The organism is Streptomyces roseoviridis (assembly GCF_039535235.1).
Classification (GTDB): Bacteria; Actinomycetota; Actinomycetes; order Streptomycetales; family Streptomycetaceae; genus Streptomyces; species Streptomyces roseoviridis.
This window is the reverse complement of the sequence record NZ_BAAAWU010000001.1, coordinates 2,217,003-2,232,697: the sequence shown is the minus strand read 5'-3', so window position 1 is coordinate 2,232,697 and position 15,695 is coordinate 2,217,003. Positions and strand designations below refer to the sequence as shown.

The 15,695-nt window shown below is 73.2% G+C and carries 12 protein-coding genes and 1 pseudogene; 12 read left to right on the top strand and 1 reads right to left on the bottom strand.

The genetic code is table 11. The features are described 5' to 3' along the window. Positions 1-15: 15 nt before the first annotated feature. The 12 genes and pseudogenes from ABD954_RS09920 (at position 16) to metK (ending at position 14,828) form a co-directional block, all read left to right on the top strand. On the top strand, positions 16-3,504 hold the full coding sequence (locus ABD954_RS09920; RefSeq protein ID WP_345485520.1) for a thioester reductase domain-containing protein: 3,489 nt from the start codon (positions 16-18) through the stop codon (positions 3,502-3,504). Then, positions 3,501-4,373: a 3-hydroxyacyl-CoA dehydrogenase family protein gene (locus ABD954_RS09915; RefSeq protein ID WP_345485519.1), complete on the top strand. Its 873-nt coding sequence runs from the start codon at positions 3,501-3,503 to the stop codon at positions 4,371-4,373. Before ABD954_RS09920 ends, ABD954_RS09915 begins: the two co-directional genes overlap by 4 nt. Further along, the gene (locus ABD954_RS09910) at positions 4,370-4,654 is read left to right on the top strand and encodes an acyl carrier protein (RefSeq protein WP_345485518.1); all 285 of its coding nucleotides are present in this window, start codon (positions 4,370-4,372) and stop codon (positions 4,652-4,654) included. The genes ABD954_RS09915 and ABD954_RS09910 overlap by 4 nt, the downstream gene beginning before the upstream one ends. Then, complete coding sequence (locus ABD954_RS09905) at positions 4,647-5,774, top strand: acyl-CoA dehydrogenase family protein (RefSeq protein ID WP_345485517.1); 1,128 nt, start codon at positions 4,647-4,649, stop codon at positions 5,772-5,774. The genes ABD954_RS09910 and ABD954_RS09905 overlap by 8 nt, the downstream gene beginning before the upstream one ends. Further along, complete coding sequence (locus tag ABD954_RS09900) at positions 5,771-6,766, top strand: 3-oxoacyl-[acyl-carrier-protein] synthase III C-terminal domain-containing protein (RefSeq protein ID WP_345485516.1); 996 nt, start codon at positions 5,771-5,773, stop codon at positions 6,764-6,766. Before ABD954_RS09905 ends, ABD954_RS09900 begins: the two co-directional genes overlap by 4 nt. A gap of 2 nt (positions 6,767-6,768) precedes the next feature. After that, positions 6,769-7,899, top strand: coding sequence for an HAD-IIIC family phosphatase (locus ABD954_RS09895; protein WP_345485515.1), 1,131 nt, complete (start codon positions 6,769-6,771; stop codon positions 7,897-7,899). Continuing rightward, positions 7,892-9,511, top strand: a complete 1,620-nt coding sequence (locus ABD954_RS09890; RefSeq protein WP_345485514.1) for an amino acid adenylation domain-containing protein — start codon at positions 7,892-7,894, stop codon at positions 9,509-9,511. The genes ABD954_RS09895 and ABD954_RS09890 overlap by 8 nt, the downstream gene beginning before the upstream one ends. Beyond that, the gene (locus tag ABD954_RS09885) at positions 9,495-10,736 is read left to right on the top strand and encodes an MFS transporter (protein ID WP_345485513.1); all 1,242 of its coding nucleotides are present in this window, start codon (positions 9,495-9,497) and stop codon (positions 10,734-10,736) included. The genes ABD954_RS09890 and ABD954_RS09885 overlap by 17 nt, the downstream gene beginning before the upstream one ends. Before the next feature lie 24 nt (positions 10,737-10,760). Further along, complete coding sequence (locus ABD954_RS09880; RefSeq protein WP_345485512.1) at positions 10,761-11,813, top strand: MupA/Atu3671 family FMN-dependent luciferase-like monooxygenase; 1,053 nt, start codon at positions 10,761-10,763, stop codon at positions 11,811-11,813. Position 11,814: 1 nt separating this feature from the next. Continuing rightward, entirely contained in the window at positions 11,815-12,807 is a 993-nt protein-coding gene (locus ABD954_RS09875) for a 3-oxoacyl-ACP synthase III family protein (protein ID WP_345485511.1), read from the top strand. Then, positions 12,804-13,562, top strand: a pseudogene (locus ABD954_RS09870) (thioesterase II family protein); the annotation flags it as partial. The gene ABD954_RS09875 and the pseudogene ABD954_RS09870, both read left to right, overlap by 4 nt. Positions 13,563-13,619: 57 nt before the next feature. Next, a complete protein-coding gene (gene metK, locus ABD954_RS09865) occupies positions 13,620-14,828 on the top strand; it encodes a methionine adenosyltransferase (RefSeq protein ID WP_345492063.1) in 1,209 nt (402 codons plus the stop codon). Here metK and ABD954_RS09860 read toward each other — a convergent pair. Then, the gene (locus ABD954_RS09860; protein ID WP_345485510.1) at positions 14,806-15,369 is read right to left on the bottom strand and encodes a helix-turn-helix transcriptional regulator; all 564 of its coding nucleotides are present in this window, start codon (positions 15,367-15,369) and stop codon (positions 14,806-14,808) included. The two genes, metK and ABD954_RS09860, sit on opposite strands and share 23 nt — an antisense overlap. Positions 15,370-15,695: the final 326 nt, after the last annotated feature.

Here is a 15,695-nt window from a genome sequence, read left to right as displayed (position 1 = left end):
GGGGGAACCGGAACCATGACGAACAGCACCGACATCGCCGTCATCGGCATCGGCCTGCGCTACCCCGACGCCACCACCGCCGAGGAGTTCTGGCGCAACATCGACCGCGGCGTCGTCTCCATGCGCGAGATGTCCCCCGAGCAGCTCAAGGCCGCCGGCGTCACCGACGAGATGCTCGCCGACCCCTCCTTCGTCCGGGTGGCCACCACCCTGCCGGGCGTCGAGGAGTTCGCCTCCGAGTTCTTCGGCTACCCGCCGCGCGAGGCCGAGACCATCGACCCCCAGCAGCGGATCTTCCTCGAAGCCTGCTGGGAGGCCCTGGAGTCCGCCGGGCACCCCGTCCGCAAGGACACCCACGGCGGCCCCGTCGTCGGCGTGTTCGCCGGCAGCGCCGCCGGCAACTACTCGGCCGCCCTGCTCGCCGCCAAGGCCAGGGAGTCCGGACTGCGCGCGGCCGTCGACGACCTCGAACTCACCGTGGGCGGCCAGGCCGACTTCATGACCTCCCGCGCCGCCTACAAGCTGGGCCTGCGCGGACCCGCCGTGAGCCTCCAGACCGGCTGCTCCTCCTCCCTCTACGGCGTGCACTACGCCACCCTCAGCCTGCTCTCCGGCGAGTGCGACATCGCCCTGGCCGGCGGCGCCACCGTCCTCGAACCCTTCCGCGGCTACCGCCACCAGCCCGGCGGCGTCCTGTCCGAGGACGGCTACTGCCGCTCCTTCGACGCGAGCTCCACCGGTACGACGTACAGCTCCGGCGTCGGCGTCGTCGCCCTGCGCCGCCTCGACGACGCCCTCGCGGACGGCGACAACGTCCTCGCCGTGATCCGCGGCAGCGCCGTCGGCAACGACGGCGGCGACCGCCTCGGCTTCATCGCCCCGAGCCCGCGCGGCGTCGCCGACGTCGTCGCCGCCGCCCTCGGCACCGCAGGCGTCACCGCCGACAAGCTGCGCTACGTCGAGGCCCACGGCACCGCCACCCCGGTCGGCGACAACATCGAGCTCATCGCGCTCAACCGGGCCTTCCGCGCCACCACCGACAAGAGCGCCTACTGCGCCCTCGGCTCGGTCATGTCCAACATCGGGCACACCGGCCCCGCCGCCGGCATCGCCGGCTTCATCAAGGCCGTCCACGTCGCCCGCACCGGAAAGATCCCGCCGCACCCCACCTTCGAGCGGCCGCGCGACCCGGGCATCCTCGACGAGAGCCCCTTCTTCGTCACCACCACCGGCGAGCACTGCACCGACGCCGACCGGCACGTGCTGGTCAACTCCATGGGCGTCGGCGGCACCAACGCCGCCGTCGTGCTCGCCGCCCCGCCCGAGCCGGTGCGCCCCGCCGCACCGCGCCGCGACACCGTACGCCTGGTGCTGTCCGCCCGCACGCGCGCCGAGCTCGACCAGCTCTCCCGCCGCCTCGCCGACGCCCTCGACGAGGGCGGCCTCGACGCCGACGACGTCGCCCACACCCTGCGCGTGGGCCGGGCCGCCTTCGACGAGCGGCGCGTGGTCACCGCCCCCCGCGAGCGCCTGGCCGCCGCCCTGCGCATGCCCCGGCCGCCGGCCGTGCGCACCGAGCGCGCCGCGGGCCGCCGCCCCGTGCTCGTCCTTCCCGCCGCCGACGCCCCCCAGCCGTCCGCCGCGCTGGTCGCGGGGCTGCGCGCCGCGCTGCCCGAGCTCGGCGACGTCCTGACCGGGCCGCAGGAGACCCTGCCCGAGGGCCGCTTCCCGGTCCTCGTCGGACACGGCGAGCCGGCCAAGGGCCGCCACGTCATCGCCCTGCCCGACTCGGCCGCCCCGCTCGACGAGGACGCCCTCGCCGACCTCATCGACGACGCCGTCACCACCGCGTGGCTGCACGGTGCCGAGGTCGACTGGTCCGCGCTCAGCGGCCGCCGCGGCCGCCGGGTCGCCCTGCCGACCTACCCCTTCACCCGCAAGCGCCACTGGGCGCTCGACCGCCTCACCTACGACGGCCCGGTCGCCCCCGCCACGCCCGCCGGATCCGGCACGGGCGGCGTGTCCACCGCCGCCGAGGGCACCGTGGAAGCCGGTCTCGTCCAACTCTGGAAGGACCTGTTCGGCCTCGACACCATCGGCCTCGACGACGAGTTCGGCGCCCTGGGCGGCACCTCGCTGCTCTCCGTCCAGATGGTCCTGGAGATCCAGCAGCGCTTCGGCGTCCTCATCAACATCCACCGGGCCGGCGGCAGCCAGGCCACCGTCCGCCGCCTCACCACCATCGTCGAGGGCCTCAAGAACGGCGCCGGACTCGGCGACGAGGAGGTCGACCCGGCCGCCGACGGTGACGGCGCGCTCGTCGACGCCGACCTCCAGATCGCCCTGGAGCCGCTCGCCAAGCGGTCCGCCCCCGGCAAGGACGTCCTGCTCACCGGGGCCACCGGCTACCTCGGCGCCTTCCTCCTCGACGAGCTGCTGCGCGCCTCCAAGGGCCGCGTGTACTGCGTCGTACGGGCCGCCGACGAGGCCGAGGGCATGGCCCGCCTGAAGGCCACCGCCGCCAAGTTCGGCCTGCCGGAGCCCGACCCGGAGCGGGTCCACGCCGTCCCGGGCGACCTGCGCGACATCGGCACCCTGTGCCGCACCTACCGCGACGGCGAACTCGCCGGCCGCGTCGAGCACGTGCTGCACTGCGCCGCCAAGGTCGTCTTCACCGAGCCGTACCGCATGCTCCGCGAGGACAACATCCTGCCGCTGGTCGGCCTGCTCAACTGGATGCGGCCGCTCGGCATCCGCGACTTCAGCTTCATCTCCACCGTCGCCGCCACCGCCCCCGCCGGCGCCGAGGGACAGCTGATGGAGACCCGCGAGCAGCCGCTCGACCCGCAGCTCGGCGGATACGGCGTCAGCAAGTGGGTCGGCGAGCGCATCCTGGAGCGCGCCGACCAGGACGGCATGCGGGTACGCGTCTTCCGACCCGGCCTGATCATGGCGTCCAGCAAGACCGGCGCCTGCAACGACAAGGACCTCATCTGGTTCCTGCTCGCCAGCGGCCTGGTCGTCGGCGCCCGCCCGGTCGACGACCGCGGCATGCCGGTCTCCCCGGTCGACGTGCTGGCCCGCGCGGTCGCCGAACTCGCCATGTCCTCCAAGTCGGTGGGCCGCGCCTACCACCTGGTCGACGAGATCTCCCCGAGCCTCGAGGACCTCTTCGAGGCGCTGGAGGAGGCCGGCCTGCCCACCCGCACCGTCCCGCTGACCGAATGGCAGCGGCTGATCGCGGAGCGCGCGCAGGCCACCGGCAGCAAGGTGCTGTCCGCCACGGCCCTGTACGAGATGGAGGGCCACGAGCTCGACGAGGCCGGCGTGCAGGCCCGCGGCTGGCAGCCGTGGCTCCGCAAGAGCGGACTGTCCCCGCTGGTCACCGGCGAGCAGCTGCGCAAGGGCCTGGCCTTCCTGGCCCACCGGACCGACGACATCGGCTCGCTGCTCCCGGCCCTGGCGGCCGAGGGCGCGGGCGGCGACCCCGAGGGGGAGAAGTGAGCGACACCGTCAACGACCGCCGCCACCGGCTCGCGGTCATCGGAGCGGGCGTCATGGGCACGGGCATCACCACCCTGGCCCTCGGCCGCGGGATCGACGTGATCCTGGTGGACGTCTCCGAGGACATCCTCGCCAAGGCCCGCACCGCGACCGCCGGCCAGCTGCGGCTCGCCCGCATGATGGGCAAGCTGCCCCGCGAGGGAGCCACCGGCGAGCTGGTCACCACCACCCGCGTCGAGGACATCGCCGACGCCACCGCCGTCGTCGAGGCCGTCACCGAACTGGCCCCGCTCAAGGCGAAGGTGCTCGCCGAGGCCTCCGCCGCGGTCGCCCCCGGCACCCTGCTGATCTCCAACACCTCCGCCGTCCCGATCGACGAGCAGGCCGACTCGGTGGCCCGGCCGGAGGACCTGGTCGGCATCCACTTCATGAACCCGCCCTACCTCATCCACACCGCGGAGCTGATCCGTGGCCCGCGCAGCGGCGAGGCCGCCCTCGCCGAGGCCCGCGCCCTCCTGGAGGCCCTCGGACAGCACGGCGTGGTCGTCGGCGACGGACCCGGCTTCGTCATCAACCGGATCCTGCAGCGCATGATCAACGAGGCCGCGCGGATCGTCGCCGAGGGCGTGGCCGACCCGGCCTCCGTCGACGCCGCCTTCGAGGGCTGCCTCGGCCACACCACAGGACCGCTGGCCACCGCCGACCTGATCGGCCTCGACAACGTGGTCGACTCCCTGCGCGTCCTGCACGAGCGCACCGGGGACGCGGGTTACGAGCCCTGCGCCCTGCTTCTGGAGAAGGTCGCCGCCGGCGACTTCGGCCGCAAGACCGGCCGCGGATTCTTCGCATACGGAGGAAGCACGTCATGAGCACCCCCACCGCCCAGCAGAACACCACCCCGCAGGACACCGTCATCCGCGAGACCCTGACCGCCTTCCTGGAGCAGCGCACCAAGACCGCCGTCGCCGCCGACGTGGACCTGTTCTCCACCGGCCTGGTCACCTCCCTGTTCGCCATGGAGCTCCTGGTGCACGTCGAGCAGTCCTTCGGGGTCCAGGTCGGCGGCTCCGACCTCACGCTGGACAACTTCCGCAGCGTGGACGCCATGACGGCACTCGTCCTGCGCCTGAAGGGCGGCGGCGATGAGTGACCCGTCCGGCGGCCGCTCCGCCCGCGCCGACGCGGAGCAGCTGGCCACGGAGCTGATCGGCGACCGGGCCGACGCCTGGGACCGGGCCGGCGAGCTGCCGCTCGACCTGCTGCGCGAGCTCGGCGGCAAGGGCGTCCTGTGCGCCCAGGTGCCCGCCGAGCACGGCGGCCTCGGCCTCAGCAGCGCCGACAACGGCGAACTGACCGCCCACGTCGGCTCCCTGTGCTCCTCCGTGCGCAGCGTGATGACCTCCCAGGGCATGGCGGCCTGGACCGTCGAGCGCCTCGGCAGCGAGGAGCAGAAGGCGCACTACCTGTCCCTGCTCACCTCCGGCCGGCTCGCCGGGGTCGCGTTCAGCGAGCCCGGCGCGGGCAGCGACCTCGGCGCCATGACCACCACCCTCCGCACCGAGGGCGACACCCTCGTCCTGGACGGCCGCAAGGCATGGATCACGGTGGGCGCCTACGCCGACCTGCTCGTGGTCTTCGGCCGCCACGGCGCCGGCGCCGGCGCCGTGGTCGTCCCGACGGACGCGCCCGGCGTGACGGTGGAACGGGTCGCCGACCCGATGGGCTGCCGGGCCGCCGGCCACGCGAACGTCACCTTCGACGACGTACGGCTGCCCGCCGACAGCCTCCTCGGCGGCGCCGGGCTCCCCGTCGACTGGCTCGTCACCTCCGCGCTCACCTTCGGCCGCGTCTCCGTCGCCTGGGGCTGCGTCGGCATCCTGCGGGCCTGCCTGCGGGCCGCCGCCTCGCACGCCGCCACCCGGCGGCAGTTCGGCTCGCCGCTCGCCGACCACCAGCTGGTCGCCCGGCACCTGGCCGAGCTGCACGTCGCCCAGGAGGCATCGGCCCGCTGCTGCGAGCAGGCCAGCCGCTGCTGGGACGAGAACAGCCCCGAGCTCGTCACGTCCGCGGTCACCGCCAAGCACCTCGCCGCCGGGAACGCCGCCCGCGGCGCGACGGCCGCCGTCCAGGTCCTGGCCTCGGCCGGCGCCCAGGACGGCGGCCCGGTGGCCCGCGCCTACCGGGACGCCAAACTGATGGAGATCATCGAGGGCAGCAACGAGATCAGCCAGCTCCTGCTCGGCAAGCACGCCCTGGCGGTGTGGTCATGAGCACCACCGCCCCCATCGGCATCGGCGCGATCCACACCGTCCTGCCCGAGGTCCGCACGCCCCTCGAAGAGCTCCCCGAGTTCCCCGGACTCTCCCCCGAGGAGGCCGAGTTCGCCCGCGGCAGCGGCATCGCCACCGTCGGCGTGTGCGAGGACCGCACCGCCGGGGACCTCGCCGCGGAGGCCGTCCGCGGCCTGCTCGACCGGCAGGGCGGCACCGCGCCCGGCGCACCCGGCACCCCCGACACCCTCATGCTGGTCAGCCCCCGCGCCCCCGACGTGCTGCTCGGCTCCGATGTCGGACGCGTCCAGGCCGAGGCCAAGCTGGACGGCGCCTTCGCCTTCACCGTGGACGGCCTCGGCTGCACCGGCTCCAGCGCCGCCTGGGCCCTGGGCCGCGACCTGCTCCTCGCCGACCCGTCCCGGCAGGGTGTCCTCATCGCCCACGGCAGCCGGCCCACCGGCCTGGACCGGGTGCGGTACCCGGTCACCGTGATCGGCGACGGCGCCTACGCGATGACGCTGGTCCGCGGCGGCCGGCCGGTGCTGCGGGCGCACCGCATGGAGACCGACGGCACCTTCCACGACCTCTTCCGGGTCGACTACAAGCAGGTGCCGTTCTACGAGTGGCGCGAGGAATGCGCCTCGCCCGACCGCTACCGCTTCGAACTGGCCATGAACAGCCGGATGCGCCTCGGCCGGATGGTCGAGCAGGTCCTCGCCGACGCCGGGGTCGACAAGAGCGCCGTCGCCACGACGCTCATGCAGAACGTCACCTCCAGCGCCTACCAGTTCTACGAGACCCTCCTCGGCCTGCCCATCCACCCCGTGTGCAACGAACACCTCGCCGCGTACGGGCACCTGGGCGCCATGGACGTCGTACTCAACCTCGACCGGCTCCTCGCGACCGGCGAACTCGCCCCGGGCGACCTCGTGCTCGTCCTCAACAACAGCCCGGTCGCGGCCTGGGCCGTGACCCTCTGGGAGGTGTGACCGTGACGGAGACGAAGCCCGAGACCGGGACCGAGCAGGACATCACGGCCGTCAAGTGCCTGGTGTGGGACCTCGACAACACCCTGTGGCAGGGGACCCTGCTGGAGGACGGGGAGGTCGTCCTCTCCGACGAGGTCCGCCGGGTGATCACGACCCTCGACGAGCGCGGCATCCTCCAGGCCGTCGCCAGCAAGAACGACCACGACCACGCCTGGGAGCGCCTGGAGCGGCTCGGCGTCGCCGAGTACTTCGTCCACGCCCGGATCGGCTGGGGCCCGAAGTCCGCCTCCGTGCGCGACATCGCCGAGCAGCTGAAGTTCGCGACGAAGACGATCGCGTTCGTCGACGACCAGCCGGCCGAACGCGCCGAGGTCGCCCACCACCTGCCCGAGGTGCGCTGCTACCCGGCCGAACAGGTCCTCGACCTGCCCTCCCTGCCCGAGTTCAGCCCCGTCACCACCGCCGACTCGCGCCGCCGCCGGGAGATGTACCAGGCGGGATTCCGCCGGGAGGCGGCCCGCGAGGAGTTCACCGGAGCCGACGAGGACTTCCTGCGCACCCTCGGCCTCGTCATGACCATCCGGCGGGCGGCCGAGGACGACCTCGCCCGCGTCGAGGAACTGACCCTGCGCACCAGCCAGATGAACGCCACCGGCGTCCACTACGGCGACGCCGAGCTGCGCGGCCTGGTCGCCGACCCCGGCCACGAGGTCCTCGTCATCTCGCTGAGCGACCGCTTCGGCGACCACGGCGCCGTCGGCATCGTCCTGCTGGAGCGGCTGCCCGGCGTCTGGCACCTCAAGCTGCTCGCCACCTCCTGCCGGGTCGTCTCCTTCGGCGCCGGGGCCGTCATCCTGCGCTGGCTGACCGACCGGGCCGCCGCCGCCGGCGTCCACCTGGCCGCCGACTTCCGGCGCACCGACCGCAACCGCATGATGGAGGTCGCCTACCGTTTCGCCGGCTTCGCCGACGACGCCTGCGCCTGCGCGGCGGCCGTCACCGGACCCGGCCGCGAGGGCATCGAGCTGCTGCACATCGAGCCCTCGCGCCAGGAGCCGCCCACCACCATGCGGCTCGACGCGCCGGACCTGGCCGTCCCCGCCGAGGCGGGCGCCGAGGTGTCGCATGGCTGACACCCTCTACGCCTGGTTCGACGCCTCCGTCGAGCGGTACCCGGACGAGCCCGCCGTGGAGGCCGGCGCCACCCGCCTCGGCTACCGCGAGCTGCGGCGGGCCGCCGAGCACGTCGCCGCCCGGATCCTCGCCGCGCACGGCTCCGCGCCCCGCCGGATCTCCGTCATGGCGACCCGTTCCGTCGCCGTCCTGGCCGCCTACCTGGCCGGCCAGCGGCTCGGCGCCACCGTCACCCCGGTCAACCCGGCCTTCCCCGCCCAGCGCAACCGGACGATCTGCGAGCTCGCCGGCACCGAGGTCCTCGTCGTGGACGCGGCCGACGCCGGCCAGCTCGACGGGGAGCTCGCCGGATGCGCGCCGACCGAACTGCGCCTGGACAGCGAGGAGGTCGCCGCCGCCGGGCGGGCGGCCGCCACCGAGCCGGGCCCGGAGCTGCCCCCGTACACCACCGGCCCGGACGACATCGCGTACGTCCTGTTCACCTCGGGCTCCACGGGCCGCCCCAAGGGCGTGCCGATCCGGCACCGCAACCTCAGCCCGTACCTGGCGCACAACATCGAGCGGTACGGGATCGGCCCCGGCTGCCGCACCTCGCACACCTTCGACCTGACCTTCGACCCCTCGGTCTTCGACCTGTTCGTCACCTGGGGCGGCGGCGCCACCCTGGTGGTGCCCGGCCGGGCGGAGCTCCTCTCGCCGGTCGACTACATCGTCGACAACGGCGTCACCCACTGGTTCTCCGTGCCGTCCGTGGTCTCCGTCAGCGCCCAGCTGGGCAACCTGCCCACCGGGCGGGCAACCGGGCTGCGGATGAGCGTGTTCATCGGCGAACAGCTCTCCTACGACCAGGCCGAGGCCTGGCGCGCGGTCGCCCCGAACGCCGCCATCGAGAACGTCTACGGTCCCACCGAACTCACCGTGGCGTGCACCGAGTTCGCGCTGCCCGCCGACCCCGCCGACTGGCCCCCGACCTCCAACGACACCGTCCCCATCGGGCCCGTCTACGACTTCCTCGACCACCTGGTCCTCGACGAGGACGGCAGGCCCGCCACGGAGGGCGAACTGGTCGTCCGCGGCTCCCAGCGCTTCGACGGCTACCTGGACCCGGCCGACAACCGCGGCCGCTTCCTCCGCCACGACGACGACGGCGTCACCCCCTACGAGGGCGAGGGGCCGCTCACCGCGGAGCACTACTACCGGACCGGCGACCGGGTGCGGTGGGAGGCGGGCAACCTGGTCCACCTCGGCCGCCTCGACAACCAGGTGAAGGTGCGCGGCTACCGGATCGAGCTCGGCGAGATCGAGGCCGCCATGCGCCGCCACCCGGACATCGCGCAGGCCGTCGTCGTCGCCCTGAGGAACGGCGACGACGTCGAACTCGTCGGCTGCCACACCGGCTCCCCCCTGGAGCCCCAGCTGCTCGGCCGCTGGCTGCGCAAGCGCGTCCCGGTCCACATGGTGCCCCGGCGATTCCGGCACCTGGACACCCTGCCGCTCAACCCCAACGGCAAGGTCGACCGGCCCCGCATCACCCGCGAGCTCCAGTCCCACGACCTCGCCGCGGCCGGACCGGCCGGCGGCCACGGAGGCCACCATGGCGCTTCTCGATGACATCGTCCCGCCGCCCGGCATCGTCCGGACCCTGTGTCTGAGCAACTTCGCCAAGACCGCGGGACACGGCGTCCTGATGGCCGTCAGCGTCCTGTTCTTCACCCGCACCGTCGGCATCCCCGCCGAGCAGGTCGGCCTCGCCCTCAGCATCGGCGCCGCCCTCGCCATGGCCGCGAGCATCCCGGCCGGCCGGCTCGCCGACGTCGTGGGTCCCCGCAACACCACGGTCGGCTTCCTCATGCTGCTCGGCGTCTTCGTCGGCGCCTACGCCTTCGTGGAGAGCTTCGCCGGCCTGGTGGTCGTCACCAGCCTCGCCCTGATGGCCGAGTCCTCCACGGACGCCGCCCGCGGCGCCCTCATCGCCGGCCTCATCCCGCAGGAGGACCGGGTCCGCGCCTGGTCCTACATGCGGGCGGTCAGCAACCTCGGCGTCACCCTGGGCGCCGCGGCCGGCGCCGTCGCCCTCTGGTTCGACAACCGGCCCGCCTACGTCGGCCTGCTGATCGCCGGCGGCCTCATGTTCCTCGTCGCCGGCGGCGCCTACCTGACCGTGCCCTCGGTCGACCCGGCGCCCAAGGAGAACACCGGCCCCCGGTGGGTGGTGCTGCGCGACCTGCCGTACGCCGCCGTCGCCCTGCTCAACTCGGTCCTGGTGATGAACGTCGCCATCCTCACCGTGGCCCTGCCCATCTGGATCACCACCCAGACCAGCGCCCCGAAATGGCTGTACTCCGCCATCCTCATCCTGAACACGATCATGGTCGTGCTCTTCCAGGTGCGGGCCGGCAAGGGCAGCGAGGACGTCCGCGGCGGCGCCCGCACCCTGCGCCGGTGCGGTGTCCTCCTCGCCGTGTGCTGCGCGCTCTTCGCACTGGCCGCCGACCGGCCGGTGTGGGTCGCGGTCGCCGCCCTGCTCGCCGGCGCCGTCGTCCACGTCATCGGCGAGATGCTCTACAGCGCCGGCTCCTGGTCGCTGGCCTTCGGTCTCGCCCCCGACCACGCCCAGGGGCAGTACCAGGGCATGTTCGGCATGTCCACCCAGCTCGGCTCGATGGTCACCCCGGCCCTCGCCACCCTGCTCATCGTCCGGCTGGGCTGGCCCGCCTGGATGGTCTTCGCCGCCCTGCTCCTCGGCGCCGGCCTCGCCGCCCCCGCGGTCGCGGCCTGGGCCGAGCGCACCCGCAGGCCCGCCCCCGACACGGGCGCCGAAGCGGCCGTGGCCTGAGCCGTCGCCCGATCGGAGAACCCCATGGACTTCAGCCTCTTCTACTTCGCCAACGACAGCACCGAAGGCTCCGAGAACCGCTACGAACTGCTCCTGGAGGGAGCGAAGTTCGCCGACCGCAACGGCTTCAGCGCGGTGTGGACCCCCGAGCGGCACTTCCACCCCTTCGGCGGCCTCTACCCCAACCCGTCGGTGACCGGCGCCGCCATCGCCGCCGTGACCGAACGCGTCGGCATCCGGGCCGGCAGCGTCGTCGCCCCCCTCCACCACCCGCTGCGCATCGCCGAGGAGTGGTCGGTCGTCGACAACCTGTCCGGCGGCCGGGTGGGGCTCTCCTTCGCCTCCGGCTGGCACGCCACCGACTTCGCGCTGCGCCCGGAGAACTACGAGAACCGCCGGCAGATCCTCCTGGAACAGGTGGAGCAGGTCCGCGCCCTGTGGCGCGGCGAGAAGATCGCCGTCACCGACGGCGTCGGCACCGAGCAGCGGCTCGGCGTCTACCCGCCGCCGGTCCAGCCGGAGCTTCCGGTCTGGGTCACCAGCGCCGGCGGCGTCGAGACCTTCCGCAACGCCGGCCGTTCCGGCTCCGGACTGCTCACCCACCTGCTCGGCCAGGACCTCGACGACCTCGCCCACAAGATCGCCGAATACCGCAAGGCCGTCGCGGAACTCGGCCGCGGCGACGGCTGGACCGGCCACGTCGCCCTGATGGTCCACGCCTTCCTCGGCGAGGACGAGAACACCGTGCGCGAGACCGTACGGGCCCCGCTCAGCGACTATCTGCGCAGCTCCCTCGGGCTGCTGCTCGGCTCGCAGCTCGACGGCCGGCGCATCGACGCCTCCAGGCTGTCGCCCGAGGACGTCGACTTCATCGTGGCCCGCTCCTTCGACCGCTACTTCGACGACGGCGGCCTCCTCGGCACCGTCGGCAAGGCCGCCACGATGGTGGAGCGCTTCCGCGAGATCGGCGTCGACGAGGTGGCCTGCCTGATCGACTTCGGGCTGCCCACCCCCGCCGTGCTCGCGAGCCTGGAGCACCTGAACCGGCTGCGCGAACGCTCGGCCGTCCGCGACTGACATGACCGACCAGCGAAAGGCAACGAGAACAGTGGGCGGAATCGTCGACTTCGAGGTGGTGTTCCCCTCGTCGAAGGTGGAGGTCGCCGAGCTGCACGCCGCGTCCGGCGTGCCGGTGGCCGACATCCTCGCCATCACCCACACCGAGGAGTTCCCCGCCCTCGACGAGGACGAGGCGGCCTGGGAGCTGGCCGTGGCCGCCGGCCGCGCCGTCCTGGACCGCACCGGGATCTCCCCGGACGACATCGGCCACGTCGTCTACGCCGGCTCGGGCGAGTGGGACCAGCCGTTCTGGTCCCCGGCCGCCAAGGTCGCGGACGAACTCGGCATCCGCCACGCCCACTGCTTCGAGGTCACCAACTTCTGCAACGGCGGTATGACGGCCGTCCGCACCGCCCTGGCCGAACTCGCCCTCGGCACCGCCCGCCACGCCCTCGTCCTCATCGGGGACCGGCTCAGCCGGCTCGTCGACCACGAGGACCCCGAGTCCAAGGCCCTGTTCAACTTCGGCGACGCCCCCGCCGCCGTCCTCCTGGGCCGCGAGGACTGCCTCCTCGACGTCCTGGCCTCGTCGATGCGCACCGACCCCTCCTGGGCCGACTACTACTCCGGCGACATCGAGGACGACCGGGTCCTGATGCGCCGCCGCGGCCGCCGCCAGGGCCTGGGCGACGCCTACCTGGAGAACTTCCCGGCCCGCGTCGACGACGTGCTGACCGCCCTCGGCAGGCAGGTGGGGGACGTCGCGTACCTCCTGATCAACCAGGGCGACAAGGGCATGCACGAGAAGCTGCTCGCCGCGCTCGGCATCCCCGCCGAGAAGAGCGTCTTCAACTACCACCGCTACGGACACATGGGCGGCTCGGACCCGCTGATCGCCCTCGGCGACCTCATCGCCGAGGGGCGCCTCGCTCCCGGGGACCTGGTCCTGGTGGCCACCAGCGGCATGGGCTTCACCTGGGGCGTCACCGCACTGGAGTACCGAGGCCGATGACCGCTCCCGCCCGCCCCTACGCCGGCTGGAAGGACCTGCGCCGCTTCCTGGCGCCGGTCTCCGCCCCCGAGCCGGCGCCCGCTCCCGGCGCCGACGACCCCTTCACCCTGCTGCTGGTCCACCACGCCGGCGGCTCCGCGGCCGCGTTCGCCCCGCTCCTGCGGCACCTGCCCGCCGACTGGCGGGTCCTCGCCGTGGACCTCCCCGGCCGGATGATGGCGGGGGGAGAGGACGGCTGCCGCAGCACCGGCGAGGCGGTCGACTGGCTCGCCCCCCTCACCCGACGGGCGGTGCGCGGACCGTACGGCGTCTTCGGCCACAGCATGGGCGCCCTGATCGCGTACGAGCTGTCCCGGGAACTCTCCCGGCGGGGACGGCCGCCCGTCTGGGTCGGCCTGTCCGGCGCTCCCGCGCCCGGCCACCGCCCCGACCGCGCCCAGCGGCACCTGTGGTCGCGGGACCGGCTGACCCGGTTCATGCGGGAGCTCGGCGGCACGCCCGAGGAGGTGCTCGCGCTGCCGGAACTCGTCGAGCCGATGGTCGAGGCGCTCCGCGGGGACCTGGCCGTCGTGGACACCTACGCGGAACACCCCGGACCACCGCTGAGCGTGCCGCTGTCGCTGTTCACCGGCCGCGACGACCCGGTCGCGGGACCCGAGCTCGCCGCCCCCTGGGCCGGCCACACCCGCGCCGCGACCAAGGCGCACGCGTGGCCCGGAGGCCACTTCTATCTGTTCGAACACGCGGCGGAGGTCTGCCAGGCCCTCGCCCGCGACGTCACCGACGCCCGCCGCAACCTTCCGGAGCACATCATGTCCCGCCGTCTGTTCACCTCGGAGTCCGTGACCGAGGGCCATCCCGACAAGATCGCCGACCGGATCAGCGACACGATCCTGGACGCCCTGCTCGCCCAGGACCCGGCCTCGCGGGTGGCGGTGGAGACGCTGATCACCACCGGGCAGGTCCACATCGCCGGCGAGGTGTCGACCAGCGCGTACGCGGACATCGCCACGCTCGTCCGGGACACCGTCCTGGAGATCGGCTACGACTCGTCCCTCAAGGGCTTCGACGGCGCCTCCTGCGGTGTGTCGGTGTCCATCGGCGCCCAGTCGCCGGACATCGCCCAGGGCGTCGACACCGCGTACGAGTCCCGGGTCGAGGGCGCGGGCGACGAGCTCGCCGCACAGGGCGCCGGCGACCAGGGCATCATGTTCGGCTACGCCTGCGACGAGACCCCGGAACTCATGCCGCTCCCCATCCACCTGGCCCACCGGCTCTCCCGCCGGCTGACCGAGGTCCGCAAGAACGGCACCGTGCCGTACCTGCGCCCCGACGGCAAGACGCAGGTCACCATCGCGTACGACGGCGATGTCCCGGTGCGCCTGGACACGGTGGTGGTCTCCTCGCAGCACGCCTCGGACATCGACCTGGACTCGCTGCTCGCGCCCGACATCCGCACCCATGTCGTCGAGCACGTCCTCGCCCGCCTCGCCGAGGACGGCATCAAGCTGGAGACCGAGGGCTACCGCCTGCTCGTGAACCCCACCGGCCGCTTCGAGATCGGCGGTCCGATGGGCGACGCCGGCCTCACCGGCCGCAAGATCATCATCGACACGTACGGCGGCATGGCGCGGCACGGCGGCGGCGCGTTCTCCGGCAAGGACCCGTCGAAGGTGGACCGCTCGGCTGCGTACGCCATGCGCTGGGTCGCCAAGAACGTCGTCGCCGCCGGGCTCGCGAGGCGCTGCGAGGTCCAGGTCGCCTACGCGATCGGCAAGGCCGAGCCGGTCGGCCTCTTCGTCGAGACCTTCGGCACCCACACCGTCGGGACCGAGAAGATCGAGCAGGCCATCGCCGAGGTCTTCGACCTCCGCCCGGCCGCGATCATCCGCGATCTCGACCTCAAGCGCCCCATCTACGCCGCGACCGCCGCCTACGGGCACTTCGGCCGCGAGCTCCCCGACTTCACCTGGGAGCGCACCGACCGCGCCGAAGCCCTCAAGGCCGCGGCGGGTCGCTAGCGGGGCTCCGCTCGCCCTCCGCCTCCGACAGCAGGCCCTTCGTCGCGATCAGATAGCCCAGCTGGGCCCGGCTGACGCTGCCGAGGCGCCGGGAGATCCGGCTGATGTACTCGGCCACGGTCCGCCGGCTGATGCCGAGGCCCCGGGCGATCTTCTCCTCGGTGTGGCCGGCCACGAGGAAGCGGATGATGCTCTGCTCGATCTCGGAGACCACGATCTCGGGTCTTCGGTGGACGGCGGGATCGACCGGCGTGCCGCGTGCCCACGCGTACTCGAAGACGTTGGCCAGGTACCAGACGATGCTGGGATCGCGGACCTCCAGTGCCTCGTCCGGATAATCGGAACTCGTCGGAATGAAGGCGACCGTGCGATCGACGATGATGACCCGGTCGAACATTTCGTCCACGGTGCGGACGGATCCGCCGGCTTCCGCGACGGTCCGGATGTATTCGGCGGTCGGCGGATGATTCCACACCGCGTGCTGATAAAGAGTGCGCTGCTGGACTCCCCTCGCCAGCAGTTCCAGATTCCGTCGGACCACCGTTTCCAGGATCTCCGGAGGACGGCGACCGCCGGCTGGGCGGTCAGCAGCTCCGACTTGGCGGTCCCCACCGCCGCGTCGATCGTCTCGGCGATCTCATGGGCACCCCGCAGCACCGTCGAGGACTGCGGACCGCGCTGCCGGGCCCCCTCGAAGACGGCCTCGGCCGTCTCGAAGGTCTTGGTGAGGGCTTCCAGCCGGCGCCGGCCCTCGGCCAGCGTCTCCTCCAGCGGAGTCAGCACCCGGCCTGCGGCGATCGCCGGAGTGACGGGGGAGAGGAGGCCCGGTTCCCCGACCGCGGGCTCCAGGAGGCCGAGCTCCGTCGC

Excerpts from the sequence above, each read along its gene's own strand:
- ABD954_RS09920 (WP_345485520.1), top strand. The coding sequence starts at position 16 with ATGACGAACAGCACCGACATCGCCGTCATCGGCATCGGCCTGCGCTAC.
- ABD954_RS09910 (WP_345485518.1), top strand. The coding sequence starts at position 4,370 with ATGAGCACCCCCACCGCCCAGCAGAACACCACCCCGCAGGACACCGTC.
- ABD954_RS09905 (WP_345485517.1), top strand. The coding sequence starts at position 4,647 with ATGAGTGACCCGTCCGGCGGCCGCTCCGCCCGCGCCGACGCGGAGCAG.
- ABD954_RS09900 (WP_345485516.1), top strand. The coding sequence starts at position 5,771 with ATGAGCACCACCGCCCCCATCGGCATCGGCGCGATCCACACCGTCCTG.
- ABD954_RS09890 (WP_345485514.1), top strand. The coding sequence starts at position 7,892 with ATGGCTGACACCCTCTACGCCTGGTTCGACGCCTCCGTCGAGCGGTAC.
- ABD954_RS09885 (WP_345485513.1), top strand. The coding sequence starts at position 9,495 with ATGGCGCTTCTCGATGACATCGTCCCGCCGCCCGGCATCGTCCGGACC.
- ABD954_RS09880 (WP_345485512.1), top strand. The coding sequence starts at position 10,761 with ATGGACTTCAGCCTCTTCTACTTCGCCAACGACAGCACCGAAGGCTCC.
- ABD954_RS09875 (WP_345485511.1), top strand. The coding sequence starts at position 11,815 with ATGACCGACCAGCGAAAGGCAACGAGAACAGTGGGCGGAATCGTCGAC.
- metK (WP_345492063.1), top strand. The coding sequence starts at position 13,620 with ATGTCCCGCCGTCTGTTCACCTCGGAGTCCGTGACCGAGGGCCATCCC.